A 14353-nucleotide genomic window follows, 5' to 3' on the forward strand; every position below is an offset into this window, starting at 1 on the left:
TTGATCTTGCAAATTATAAACTTGTCATAAAGTTTAATAGTGTCTGTTACTGCTTTTAGGTGTGAGGCTAGAGGGTTATTAGCAGTAACAGACACTATTAAACTTATTATAGAATTTACTTAAAGTAAATACTTAATTTAAAATATTATAATATTTTTCCTTACAATAGATTTATGTAAATGCTTTTTTCCTCAAATTAGTATTGTACTATTATACTTAATTGAATGCTAAAAAATTATTAACCATCACTAATCTCTATTTGCATAGTAAGTTTATATATACTATTATACAGTATATCATTTAGTTTTATAGCAAACAAACAAAAGATATGGTGAAGTTATTTGCACTATTGATAATATTTTACTCAAATATATCTGTTGCCTCTGCTCCTACTTCCTGGCAATTTGGATTTCCTGCTCCTGCAACTGAAGTAATGGAGGCTGTAGTTAGGTCACATTCGTTTGTAATGGTTGTGATGGTTGCAATAATGCTTTTTGTGTGGGCGCTGCTTGCTTATGTAGTATTTCGCTTTCGTAAAAGCAAAGTGGCAAACGTAAGCCAAACTAACCACAATGTCCTTTTAGAAATTGTTTGGTTTGTTATACCAACGATTATTGTTGGTATATTAGCCTTTGAAAACGCTAAATTACTAAAGCTACAGGAAGAAATACCGAAAGCTGATATAACACTGAAAGTTATTGGCCATCAATGGTATTGGAGTTACCAATATCCAGAATATCAAGGTGTGTCATTTGATAGTTATATTAAGGGAAAAGAAGACTTTATCGAAGGAGATTTAAAGCTATTCTCTGTTGATAACAACATCGTTTTACCCATTAATACTAACGTTCGTTTACAAGTTACAGCAGGAGATGTGATACACAGCTGGGGAGTACCGGCTTTCGGTGTAAAAATTGATGCGATACCAGGTAGGCTGAATGAGGCGTGGTTTAATATCAAAAAGTCTGGTGTTTATTACGGGCAGTGCTATGAATTGTGTGGTCAAGGCCATGGATTTATGCCAATTGTTGTTGAAGCAGTAAGCAAAGAAGATTTTAATAAGTGGATTGAAAATAGAAAATTAGTGAGTTAAATTTGGAGTATAGATATGAGTGACGTACCAAAGGGCATAAAGCGTTGGTTGTTTTCCACTAATCATAAAGACATAGGGACACTGTACATTATTTTTTCCATATTAGCTGGAATTATTGGTGGATTATTATCGGTGATTATTCGCACTCAGCTAATGCACATTAATATACTTAACAATAATTATCAATTATATAACGTAATGGTTACAGGGCATGCGTTGATAATGGTGTTTTTTATGATAATGCCAGCCCTAATGGGAGGATTTGGTAACTGGTTTGTACCTCTCATGATTGGCGCACCAGATATGGCATTTCCTCGTATGAATAATTTAAGTTTTTGGTTATTAGTGTCATCTTTTATTTTGCTCATTCTCTCAGTGTTTATTGGTGAAGGTCCAGGTACAGGTTGGACTTTATATCCACCTTTATCACAGGTAATGTCCCATCCAAGTGCAGGAGTTGACATTGCTATACTTGCACTTCATGTTGCTGGTATGTCGTCAATTGTTGGGGCGATCAACTTTATAGTTACTATATTTAACATGCGCACAAAAGGAATTTCATTAACTAAGATGCCACTGTTTGTTTGGTCTGTCTTGCTAACAGCATTTATGTTGATTGTTGCCTTACCAGTGCTTGCCGGTGCTATAACTATGCTTCTTACTGATCGCAATGTTGGTACTTCCTTTTTTGATCCTGCCGGTGGCGGAGATCCTGTGTTATTTCAACATCTATTTTGGTTTTTTGGTCATCCAGAAGTTTACGTAATTATTTTTCCTGCATTTGGCATCATAAGTCAGGTTGTATCAACTTTTTCTCACAGACCTGTATTTGGTTACATAGGGATGGTTTATGCTATGATAGGTATAGCAGTATTTGGCTTTATGGTGTGGGCTCATCATATGTTCACTGTTGGGCTTAGTGCTGACGCTGCTGCATTTTTTAGCACTACCACAATTTTTATCGGTGTTATAACTGGTGTAAAAGTCTTTAGCTGGATTGCAACTATGTGGGGTGGAGCAATTGAGTTTAAGACCCCTATGCTATTTGCACTAGGTTTTATTTTCATGTTTGTTGGCGGTGGCATAACGGGAATAATTCTTTCTCATGGTGGAATAGATAAGCTTCTGCATGATACCTACTATGTTGTTGCTCACTTCCATTATGTCATGTCACTTGCTGCATTATTTGGAGCTTTTGCTGGCTTTTATTATTGGATTGGTAAAATGTCGGGTAAACAATATAATGAGCGCTTAGGTCAAATCCACTTTTGGCTTACTTTTATTAGTACCAATATCACTTTTTTACCTCAACATTTCTTAGGATTAGCTGGCATGCCAAGGCGTATACCTGATTATCCTGATGCGTTTATTCCTTGGAATTATATATCCTCAATTGGCTCATATATGTCCTTTGTTTCAGTTATGTTTTTTGTGTTTATAGTTATACATCTCTTTAAATGGGGCAAAAAAGCTGGAGATAATCCTTGGGAAGGTGACACCTTGGAATGGACAGTATCTTCACCACCGCCTTTTCATACTTTCGAAAAGCCACCAGTGGTAAAATAGAATGTACACAAGTGTTTTGCTAAATGTTGAATCAACAATACTGGATTTTTGGCGTTTGCTGAAGCCAAGGATAATGTATCTTGTGGTATTTACTGCAGTTGCTGGTATGGTTACTGCACCAGGTAGTATGCACCCTTTTCTAGCACTAATATCTCTTATATGTGTTGCTCTTGGCTCAGGATCTGCAGGTACTATAAATATGTGGTATGACAGAGACATAGATCTGCTCATGGAAAGGACAAAAAACCGCCCTATACCCTCAGGAAGAATTCTTGCAGAAAGTGCGCTTGAATTTGGTATAACTCTTGGAATATTGTCAGTATTTATCATGGCAATAGCAGTAAACTATATTTCTGCTGCTTTGCTTGCAGTTAGCATATTATTTTACGTTTTCGTATATACAATTTGGCTAAAAAGGCGTACTCCACAGAATATCGTTATCGGTGGTGCAGCAGGTGCTTTTCCTCCAATGATTGGCTGGGCAGCTGTGACTAATTCTGTCAGTTGGGAAAGTTTCATTTTATTTTTAGTAATTTTTATGTGGACTCCACCACACTTTTGGGCCCTATCTTTAAATAAGTCTGAAGACTATGCAAGAGCATCGATTCCTATGTTCAATATTGTTTATGGTCCGGAAAAAACAAGAAAATATATATTAATTTATAGTGTGTTGCTGGTATTAACCAGCTTGCTTCCAGCTCTATTTTTGAAAAAGGCTTTACTTTATCTAAGCATGGCAATTTTTGCAGGTTGCATCTTTATTTGGTACGCTATATCAATTCTCAGATTCAAGAACCACAACTCACAGAAACAAATGTTTTCTTATTCAATTTCTTATCTATTTTCCCTATTCGCCAGTATTATTTTTTGTTCTATTGATTTATTTTAGTTATGAAAGAACGGCAGAAGCATAAAAACTATTTTTTACTTTTCCTTTTGGTAATGCTCGTTGTCACACTTTTTTTTGTTTCTATAATAAAATTTAAAGGTGCAGCTTAAACTACCTTTAGAAATTGTGCTTTCATAAAAGCAACTATATACTTTGTTAACCGATATAAACAAAGATGAGTAAGAAAGAAGTGACAATATACACGGATGGGGCGTGTTCTGGTAATCCTGGAGCGGGAGGATGGGCAGCTATCATATTATTTCAAGATTATAGAAAAGACATTTATGGTAGAGAAGAAAATACCACAAACAATAAAATGGAGTTAACAGCGGTGATCAATGGGCTAAAAGTATTGAAATTTTCTTGTAATATTAATTTATATACGGATAGTCTTTATATTAATCATGGCATAACAGAGTGGATAAATAAGTGGAAAATGAATGGCTGGAAAACAAGTAATAAAAAATCAGTAAAAAATATGGAATTGTGGAAAGAGCTAGACAACGTTGCTTCACAACACGAAATTGATTGGAAGTGGGTTAAAGCACACAGTGGCAATAAATATAATGAGGAGGCTGATATTTTAGCAAGAAAAGCAATAATCGATGCTTAAAAAAATTACTATATTATTTTCCGTAGCTTTATTGTTCATATTGTGCTTCTTTATTTTTTTAAAGCCTTTAGAAATCAATATTAATTATATTAATTTTTATGTTAAACATAAAATATCAAAAATATTTGTTGGCTCAAGCGTTAATATGGAGAATACCTCAGTTGTTTGGCAGAAAGATGGCAAAGATCCGTATTTAGTCATTACAGATTTGGCAATAGCAAACCCTAATTTTACTATAAAAGTTCCTGAGCTTTTTGTACATTTTAAGTTAAGTTCCTTATTTAAAGCTAGCACAAATCTCTCTCAGGTTTCAGCTGATAATGTGCATGTATGTATCAAGAGAGAAGAAACTAATGTTAATCCGCAAAACTCATTAGACCTTTTGGATAATCATTATTTAAATAGTAACCGCCTTCATTCGGTGTCATTCCAGCGCGTGACGATGGAATCTAGAAAAAAAGAAACAAGTAGTCAAGCTACTTGGATGACAAGGACGAGTGCTGGAATGACAGGGAAGAATTTCAAGATGACAGAAAGCAGTGCAAAAAATCTATTAAAAACAATAAGGGAATTTTTTTTTGACTTAAATGCGGATTCAAAAATTGAATTTACTAACATCGCTATTGATAAAAGCACAGAAGATGAATTTTTTATTGATAAATTATATATAGGGAAGGGGGAAGATTTTAATGTTTTAGATATTCATGTGAATACAAAAGATGGAAAGGGATTTTTGGATGATTTATCAATTACAATAAAAAATCGCAACAATTTGCTAAATGTATACGGGACATTTTATAATCTAAAATTGGGACTATTGAGCGAGTTTTCTACATTAGTTAAAAGCTACAATTTGGACAAAAATATAGGATTCAAAGGAAGCTTCTCAGTGAAAATTAATAAAAAGGATGAAATTGTAGATGGAAATATATACGTATTGAATACAGAAAATTATTTGAACAAAAATTTGGCCTTAACTAATGTAAATATAAATTTAACATATAGTGATGGAATTATTAGTGTAAAAAACTTCCATTTTAAGTTAAATGACACGTATCTCTCTTTAATAGGCAAGATGAACTTTAGTACAAGTCATGCTTTGCTTAGAATTAATATTAGCAAGTTTGCTGCAAAGGATTTATGTACTTATGTACCAGATGGTGTAGTGAATAGTAAATTTAGAAGCTGGTATTGTGATAATATTAATGGGGATGTTTTAAATACCATTGTAAGTTTCAATGGCAAAATTAACAATTTGGTTGATGACGATCTGTCAGACATTGTAATTGTTGCTGATATAGAAAATGGTAGCGTAAAATTTGATGAAGATTTTGAGCAAGTAAAGGAATTAAAGGGTGATTTGATCATCAAGAATAACGATCTCAAAATTACTGCAAATAGCGCTAAGTTTCAGAATTTCACTATTAATGGTGGTGATATTGAAATGAAATCTCTCAATAAGGAAAATTCAGTTCTAACCATTAATGGCCAAGCTGTAAGTGATGCGTATGGTTTATATGAGCCTATAAGATTTAAGCTGGATGATGTGGTGAAGGTTGAAAGGGATAAAGTAAGTGGAATGGCAAAATCTGTATTTAATTTTCGCATTTTTAATCTAAATGATGATGACAAAAAAGTAGACTTCTCAGCAAATTTTCATTTTGAAATTGATAATTTGGCCGTCTATAATGCAAGTCTTGGTAAATATGACATTAAGCTTAGTTTTGGCAGTGACTTTATAGATTTAAATGGTAGTGGTATGGTGAATAACACACAGCTATTATTTGACCTGAAAAGTAGCAATAGGAATGAAAGTTTTGCCTGGAATTTGACCGGAGATTTACCCGCTCAAATACTTGATTTTGATGAAAATATAGGTGGCTATGTCAATACAAATATAGAATCGGTGATAAATCAAGATAAGACGGGACATGTTAATGGTAATATGGATTTATCAGAGCTTGAATCACGTTCAAGTTATTTTGGGTGGAAAAATCGTTTTGAAGATCACAATAAAGTTTTGTTCTCTGTAAAATTAAAAGGTGCCGATGAATTGTTAGTAGACAAATTAGATGTTATAGGAAATGACCTAGATATAAAATTCAGCGGAAGAGTAGGAAATGGAAATTTATATTTAAATTCTAGTAGTTTTAAATTGCCTGATAATGATTTTAGTATAGAAATTGAATCAGGTAAGGAAAAAAATGCCATAACTATTTATGGTGAGAAAATCAATTTGAGTGATATTTTAGGCTTGCTTGGCAAAAACAATAATGGATTAAACAAAGATATAGAAATTAGTATGAATGTTGACAATGTAATTATGAAAGAAGGCGTCGTTATCAAAAATGCTAAGCTGAATGTAACCTGTACTAAAGGTAATTGCAATGGAAGTCAATTTACAGGACAGTTTCTAGAAGATAGCAGCAACATACTAGCGGAATACAGTGGAATAGGGCTCGAAATATATGCGGATAATGCAGGTATACTTTCGCGTTCCTTAGGCATTAGTAAATCAGTCAAAAATGGTAAACTTTCTCTTTATCTATCTCCTCAAAGAGAAAATGAAGAACATTATGGCATGTTATCTATTAGTAATTTTTATATCAAAGATGCTCCACTACTCACTACTTTATTATCGATGTCTTCGCTTCCTGGTATTGTAAATGCTATAAAGGATGAAGGTGTATACTTTTATAAATGTAATGTACCTTTCTCATACAAAGATGGCTCTGTCGAAATTGAAGAATCTTGGCTTGAAGGGGCGGAATTAGGCATTAGCACTAGCGGTAAGCTCGACATTAGAAATTATAAATTCCAAGTTGAAGGACAGGTAATACCAGCATATTCAATTAATAAATCTTTGTTAAAAATTCCTATAATTGGGAAACTTCTTACTGGCGGGAAAAGTAGGGGAATCGTTTCAATAGACTATAAAGCAAGTGGTGATGACAAAAACAATAACGTATCTGTTGATCTTATCTCTTCGCTAACTCCAAACCTATTAAAGAGGTTATTGGGAGTGTTTGATCGCATTATGACAAAAACTAACGAAGCTGTCATCGGTGGCTTAAAAGGTGGTGTGAAAAAGAAATTTGGTTCGACATGACCAAAAGGGAAGTTGTTTAACAAAATTATGGACAAAAATGCAAGAATTTCCGAATGATCCACCTGGTTTTTTATCTAATTATTTAAGCAATACCACTCTCTTTCTGGAAACTTGATTATGATAAAGTAAAAGTTATTTCTTTACAAAATTATAGACAAAAAATGCAAGAATTTCCGAATGATCCACCTAGTTTTTTATCTAGTTGTTTAAGTTCCCTTTATCGCCTCCCATATCTGCAAAGTTATAAATACAACTAGAAGGGTAGGGGATAAAAGTTCGTTATTTCACTATATTAGGTCATCATGTTGGTGATAATCTGAGTAATTGCCTACGTAATTTTCGTCAGCATCGTGATTAACATCAGGTTTAAGCAAAGAAAGATTATCATCGGATTGTTCTTCTGATAAGTTAAGCAAAGAAAGATTGTTATCAGATTGTTCTTCCTCTTTAGACCCAAATAACCATGAAAAGAATGATGAGATAGAATCAATAACGGATTTAATTGCTGGAAAAATATTGGATAAGAAATGGGAGTGTTAAATAAACTGTGTCAAACCGAAAAAAAAGTAATAAATTGATATAAAAAAATGGAGGTTTGACAATGAGTCAGAAAGTAGTAAACAGAACTACCGGTTTGGTAGATTATAAAGAATTAGAAACAAATATCCTGTCGTCTATACGAGAAGGAAGACCGTTGACAGGAAGAGATGGAGCATTAACACCGTTTATAAAAAAGTTGCTGGAGGTAAGCCTGGAAGGTGAAATAGAAAACCACTTGTCGGCTGAAAGCGAAGAGAATAATCGAAGAAATGGGAGGAATGCAAAGACTTTACGTACAAGCGCAGGGTCATTTGAGCTTTTGACGCCAATAGATAGGGAAGGAAGTTTCGAACCACAAATAGTCAAAAAAAGGCAAACAAACTTACATCCAGAGCTTGAAACGAAGATTTTGAGCACATTTGCCAGTGGTATGGGCTATAGAGATATAGTGTCACATGTTGAGGAAATTTATGATCACAAAATATCGGCGGCAGAGATATCAAGTATTACTGACAAATTGCTACCAGTAATCAACGAATGGCGTAGTCGCCCGCTGCAGTCTGTATATCCGATAGTTTTCATGGTTTTTTAAAGTCAAAGAGGACGGGCATTGCGTAAGTAAATGCATGTATAACATATTAGGCATAGATCAAAATGGCAAAAAAGAAGTATTAGGTTTTTATTTGGCTGAAAGTGAAGGAGCTAACTTCTGGTTGGGAGTGCTAAATGACCTCAAAGAAAGAGGAGTAGAAGATATCCTTATTGCCTGCGTTGATGGGCTGAAAAGCTTTCCTGCAGCTATAAACAGTGTCTTTCCTAATGCGGAAGTGCAGATGTGTATAGTGCATCAGATACGCAACTCACTGAAGTATGTGGCCAGTAAAGATGCGAAGAGTTTTTTGAGCGATTTAAAGAAGGTATATCAAGCTTCAAGCAAGGAAATTGCCGAGAATTATCTGTTGGAATTGGATGAAAAATGGGGCACAAAGTACCCTATGGTTATAAAATCTTGGCAGAATAATTGGGAAAACTTGTCTGGTTATTTTAAGTATTCTGGTCCAGTTAGGAGGATAATCTACACCACCAATCCCATAGAGGGGCTACATAGGCAAATTAGGAAATTCACTAAGACCAAAGGCTCATTTACCAGCATAAATGCCTTGTATAAGCAGGTATATTGTGCTATAAAGAAGGCAGAGGAAAAGTGGACGATGCCTGTACATGATTGGGCATTAACTATCTCTCAACTTGATGTTTTCTTTCCTGGCAGATTGAAAATTGAGTTGAACTAAAAATGCGGTTTGACACAGTTTATTTAACACTCCCTAAGAAATTACTGGGTTGCTGAGTGTCTTGCTGGTTACTTTTTTCCTCTTCTACATCTACATTACTTTGCTCTACTTCATTTGATTTTTCCACCTCTTGTTCAGGTTTACTTCTGCTTATATCCTCTTTGGATTCTTTTCCTGATTCTGGTTCAGGCTCTTTTCCTGGTTTTGGATCTGTGTCATCCACATCTTCTTCAGACTTACTTCTGCTTATAAGTGTCTTATCTAACCATTCGGACATATTCTTGTCTGGATTATGAAAATACATTCGACTTATCTCCTTATTTTCATCAATAGAAATTACTACAGTTGCATTCTGACTTAATGGCCCCTCATTTAATCCATCACATTCACTAATGAGCGATTCATGAGAGTTCTTAATGTCTTTGATGAATTGAAGTTTTTCTTTTTCTGAAAAGTACTCGCATTTTACGTTATAAGTGGTGCCTTTGTATTTAAAACTAAACATCGATCCATGGTCTTTATATTCATCTACTAGTTCATGAATATTCTTGACATTTTGTATAGCTTTAAATTTTTCTTCTTCTGAAAGGTTCTTGTGATATTTATAAAGTGTACCTTTATATTTAAATTGAAACATCGATCCACGGTCTTCATATTCATCTAGTCCAGAATTCTTGACACGTTGTATAATTTGAAATTTCTCTTCTTCTGAAAGATCCTTGCGGTATATACTACCAGTTGTATCTTTATATTTAAATTGAAACATCGATCCATGGTCTTTATATTCATCTACACCCATCTGCTTGCAAATAGCTTTATAATTTTTTTCTTCTACTTCAAGTCCAATTGCATTTGCCATCAGCTGATTATTTATACGGTCTAACTCCTCTACTTTTGCTTCGGAAAGCTTAAATTGAAACACATGACCGAATTCATGGGCTAAAACGTTGTCCGTATAAGCGTCTTTATAGAGCAATACGCTTTCTCCGTTCGTCATCCCACCAGAAATATTGAGCGAAGATTGACTCCGTGAAAACCCAGGAACCAAAGTGCCATATCTCCTATAATCATCTCCATTATTAAAAATATAGGTATGCACAGTAACTTGAATATTACTAGCAATACAAAACTTTGCTTTATATGCTTCATAAGCATTTTTAATATCGAGCTTCATTTGCTCCTGTTCTTGTTGCGATACATTGTCATAATGTATTACGCAATTCAACTTTCCGTATTCAAAATTAAATTGATTAGGCAGCACATCTTGTACTCCTACGTATTTTGTATTCTCACCAAAGTTTCTTGATTGTGCAGTTTTATATAAATTATTATAGTATGTAAAAGAGTTTCCGTTAGGCAACTTAGGTATTTGTGCAATCGTTCTTCCATGGTAATCGTGGAAAGAAATTTTAGAATCACCAATCCTAAAATCCGTTATAGATTGCCCGCAAGTACCATCGTTTGCACAATCGTGATTATCTTTCTTATAAAACCATGCGTTAGTGTATTTTCCCATTTTGATACCTCACTACCAAACCTTACTATATTATTATCTTGGTAAAAATCATAATAATTCGTTAACTTGTATTTTAAATCTGTATATCAAATGTACTTTTCTCATAAAGTGCCAATTGTGAAGCTAATGAACTTTATTTGTTTAAAATTTTGCTGAAATAGCTCTTTTTATACTATGTTTTATATAGCTAAACTGACTTAGATTTACCGACAATTTGAAAAAAGACAAATTCGTCATCCCGCTACTTGTTAGCGGCTGAGAGATACCGCGGCGGTATGACGTAGGAAAACCTTTCTTAGGTTAGCTATAGTTCGCTATATTATGTGATTTTATTTTTAGCGTTGCTTCTTATATTATGTGATTTTATTTTCCATAATGTATATTATGTAATTTTCAATGCTAATAAAACTACTTCCCAACCTTTTAAACAGCAACTTGTCGAACCTCCAGATTAGTACTTAAGAGAAAGTGTTAAAGTATCTCTTTAAGTATTATATATTAGTATTTGGAGATCATACTTATTATAGATCTCCAAAGTACTCATAACGCGTAAACTATGTATTCCACTGGGTTATCAACCAAGTTATTCACAATGCCGTGAATAACCTCAATATATGCTTAAATAAGAAAATTGGTATTTCGGTAAAAGACAAGAAAGAAGGCTTCTTCCTTCTACTGTTTTTAACTTAACTATATGGCGAATTTCTAAGCAGGTACCTTTTCTTTTTCTTCTTGTGCGTGAGCTTCTTCTAGTCTACCACTAGGTTTTAATACTGCATATGTAATAACGCCAGCAACAATCCCGACTGCCAGCGCAGCAGCTACAGCTATGCCAACTATAGCTAATACTGATAATTGAACACCGGCAACACCACATCCAACACCGACTGCCAATGCAGCTATAACACCACAAGTGATACCAATTCCTATTGCTTTATTAGTTACTTGTTTAGTTTCTATCTCATGTTTCTCTTTCATTTTATCATTAAAACCCTTGGCAAAACTCTCGACAAAACTCTCGACAAAATCCCCAAGTTCATCAAAAAGCATTTGCTTGTCTTCAGGCGGCGTCCCATCAAATTTTACAACGTTGGGGAATTCAATATTTATAATCTCAGCATTTAATATTTCATCAAGTGATATATCTTTCTTTGTCATCTCATCAGAAATAACTTTCAAGCCTTCTTGATTCTTAATAACTCTACTATAGTAAAATAGTTTTTTAGTATATCTTTCACCATTTTTGAACTCTATGGTTGTACCACGAGCACTAAGAACTGCTAGTAAATCATCTTTTGAAACTCCTTGTAGAATTTCAGCAACGTTACCATGATCTTTTATTGTGTTCTGTAACCGATCATATAATTTCCTTTGTTCTTCTGTTAAACCAAACATACAATTACTCCCATAAGTCTACTAAGTTTAATTATTGCATGTTTTATGTAAAAAATCAAATACAAAAAGTCTTATTAGGAATTATCACACACACTCAAACAAGAGAAAGGTGCTTGTGCTCGAAAAAGAACGTTACAAATACATATTTATTCAAACCTTTGCCTTCTTCTCAATATACCTACATATCAAAATGGACAATTCATATAGAATCAGCATTGGTATTGCAAGCCCTACTTGGCTTAATACATCAGGTGGAGTTAAGATTGCAGCGATAATAAAAATTACCACTATCGCGATTCTGCGTTTATTTGACAAACTTTGTGTAGTGAGTAACCCTACTCTCACCATCAATGTGAGTATTACTGGAATTTGAAATGCAGTGCCAAATGCAAACATAAATTGGAGAACGAGGTCTAAATATTCGCTAACTGATGGCATAAACTCTATCGGTATATCGAAGGATTTACCACTGTGTTCGAAGTTGATAAAAAACTTCCAGGCTAAAGGAAATATATAGTAATAGACTACAGTAGCTCCCGTTACAAATAAAACCGGGGTTGCAATTAAGTATGGCAACAACACTGCCCTTTCACTTTTATATAACCCAGGTGCTAAGAACATATAGAATTGCCATGCAAACACAGGAAAAGAAAACAAAAGTGCGCTCATTATTGCGACTCTAAGATACACAAAAAATGCCTCTGTTAAGTCTGTGTAAATTAAAGAAAAACCTTCGCTATCTTTTGTTGCTTCTATTAAAGGTGCAAGTAAAAAACGGTATATATTTTCCTTAAAGTAGTAACAAAAACCAAAAGTAACGCAAAAAAATAGAAAGCAAAAGATAACTCTTTTTCTGAGTTCCGCAAAGTGCTCACAAAATGAAGCATATTTGTTTGGGTTTCCATTCATACTTTACTATGGCTCAATAATGCTATGTCTAACATTCTCAGCGAAAAAGCCCACTCATTGTCATACCACGCTGCAACTCTACAGATGTCGCCTGTAACATATGTACCAGTTGAATCCACAATTGCGCTATAAGGGTTATGCACAAAGTCTATTGAAACTAAAGGTTCCGTGCATATAGAAAGTACATTTGACATTGGAGAACCCTCTGTCATCCTAGTACCCTCTGATGTCATCCGAGTAGCTGACACTGGGATCCAGAAATTAGATTCCAGCGTCACGCGCTGGAATGACGTAGAGGAGAGAGCTGCATCCTTAAACATTTCATTTATTTCTTTAACGGTCGCTTTCTTATCAGTCGTAAATTTAAAATCAACCATAGAAACATTGCTAACTGGAACTCTGACGGCAGTGCCATCTAGCTTTCCCTTTAATTCAGGAATTACAGAACCGATTGTTTTTGCTGCCCCGGTTGTAGTTGGCACCATAGATAATCCGCAAGCCCTTGCTCTGCATAAGTCTCTATGATTGCCATCAAGAACATTTTGATCATTCGTATAGGCATGTATAGTAGTCATAAAGCCACTTTTTATACCTAGATTAGAGTGTAGGACTTTCACAATCGGAGCAAGGCAATTTGTAGTGCAAGAACCTGCTGATATTACTTTATGCTCTTTTTTGAGCATATCATTATTCACACCATAAACTATAGTTACATCAGCATCTGGAACTGGAGCAGAGACAATCACTTTCTCTGCATTGTGCCTTATTGCTTCTTCACGCTTGTTAAATGCACCAGTACATTCAAGTATTACATCAACATTCCAAGGAATATTTTCAGGGCTCCGTTCTCTATATAAAGAAAATTTTCTGCCATTTATAGATAGCCAATTTTGAGACTCATTAAAGTCAATATCACCACTGAATTTGCCATGAACAGAATCATATTTAATCAAATGTGCATGCTGCTTTGCACTGAGCGATCCATTCACAGCTACAACTTCTATTTGTTTGCTATATTCTTCTATTTCGAAAATAGCACGCAATACGCCTCTGCCTATTCTACCCAGACCATTAATTCCTACACGAATCGTCATCTCTTCATTCAAAAAATTTAATTATAGAGGATATCACTTGATATTTCATTCTATTCTTTTGCTTTTCTATCGATATGAACATTATAGCAAGGAGACAGGGCTAAAAAATTGCTTTACAAACTCCGCCAGCCCCCCTTATCATGATAGTGAAGGTATTCAGTTATCTTCATCTGTGCAGATTAAACAGCAAGAAAACAACGTAGTTGGCGTCTTATTTTTAATTTTTTGCACTATGTGCACCTTATGTCTTCACAACATTTCTGGGTTTTTACCCACACAAGCTGAAACGCGCTTATAAGTCGTTTAAGACAGTATAGTACGCCAATTTGCAGGATTA

At 34.4% G+C, this 14353-nt stretch carries 10 protein-coding genes and 1 pseudogene; 6 read left to right on the forward strand and 5 right to left on the reverse strand.

The genetic code is table 11. The annotated features are described in order from the left end of the window. Positions 1-328: 328 nt before the first annotated feature. From coxB to OOK87_RS05375, 5 genes are all read left to right on the forward strand, one after another. Entirely contained in the window at positions 329-1093 is a 765-nt protein-coding gene (gene coxB, locus OOK87_RS05355; RefSeq protein ID WP_182182743.1) for a cytochrome c oxidase subunit II, read from the forward strand. Positions 1094-1108: 15 nt separating this feature from the next. Beyond that, entirely contained in the window at positions 1109-2659 is a 1551-nt protein-coding gene (gene ctaD / locus OOK87_RS05360) for a cytochrome c oxidase subunit I (RefSeq protein WP_264688288.1), read from the forward strand. A 1-nt stretch (position 2660) separates the two neighbouring features. After that, positions 2661-3548: a heme o synthase gene (locus OOK87_RS05365; RefSeq protein ID WP_264688289.1), complete on the forward strand. Its 888-nt coding sequence runs from the start codon at positions 2661-2663 to the stop codon at positions 3546-3548. Positions 3549-3723: 175 nt separating this feature from the next. Further along, complete coding sequence (gene rnhA / locus OOK87_RS05370) at positions 3724-4161, forward strand: ribonuclease HI (protein WP_264688290.1); 438 nt, start codon at positions 3724-3726, stop codon at positions 4159-4161. Beyond that, positions 4154-7270 carry a YhdP family protein gene (locus OOK87_RS05375; RefSeq protein WP_264688291.1) on the forward strand — a complete coding sequence of 1039 codons (3117 nt, stop codon included), beginning with the start codon at positions 4154-4156 and terminating at the stop codon, positions 7268-7270. Before rnhA ends, OOK87_RS05375 begins: the two co-directional genes overlap by 8 nt. Positions 7271-7557: 287 nt before the next feature. On the opposite strand, the gene OOK87_RS05380 is transcribed toward OOK87_RS05375, so the two are convergent. Next, the gene (locus tag OOK87_RS05380; protein WP_264688292.1) at positions 7558-7686 is read right to left on the reverse strand and encodes a hypothetical protein; all 129 of its coding nucleotides are present in this window, start codon (positions 7684-7686) and stop codon (positions 7558-7560) included. 185 nt (positions 7687-7871) lie between these two features. Here OOK87_RS05380 and OOK87_RS05385 point away from each other — a divergent pair. Continuing rightward, positions 7872-9102: pseudogene (locus OOK87_RS05385) on the forward strand (IS256-like element ISWpi15 family transposase). Between the two features lie 19 nt (positions 9103-9121). Here OOK87_RS05385 and OOK87_RS05390 read toward each other — a convergent pair. The 4 genes from OOK87_RS05390 to OOK87_RS05405 form a co-directional block, all read right to left on the reverse strand. Continuing rightward, a complete protein-coding gene (locus tag OOK87_RS05390) occupies positions 9122-10618 on the reverse strand; it encodes a hypothetical protein (protein WP_264688293.1) in 1497 nt (498 codons plus the stop codon). 705 nt (positions 10619-11323) lie between these two features. Next, on the reverse strand, positions 11324-12013 hold the full coding sequence (locus tag OOK87_RS05395; RefSeq protein ID WP_264688294.1) for a hypothetical protein: 690 nt from the start codon (positions 12011-12013) through the stop codon (positions 11324-11326). A gap of 150 nt (positions 12014-12163) precedes the next feature. Then, positions 12164-12922 (reverse strand): twin-arginine translocase subunit TatC, encoded by a 759-nt coding sequence (tatC, locus tag OOK87_RS05400; RefSeq protein WP_253309061.1) that lies wholly within the window; start codon positions 12920-12922, stop codon positions 12164-12166. Further along, a complete protein-coding gene (locus OOK87_RS05405) occupies positions 12919-14016 on the reverse strand; it encodes a type I glyceraldehyde-3-phosphate dehydrogenase (protein WP_253309060.1) in 1098 nt (365 codons plus the stop codon). Before OOK87_RS05405 ends, tatC begins: the two co-directional genes overlap by 4 nt. Positions 14017-14353: the final 337 nt, after the last annotated feature.

The organism is Wolbachia endosymbiont (group A) of Sympetrum striolatum (assembly GCF_947250715.1).
In the GTDB taxonomy this organism is placed as follows: Bacteria; Pseudomonadota; Alphaproteobacteria; order Rickettsiales; family Anaplasmataceae; genus Wolbachia.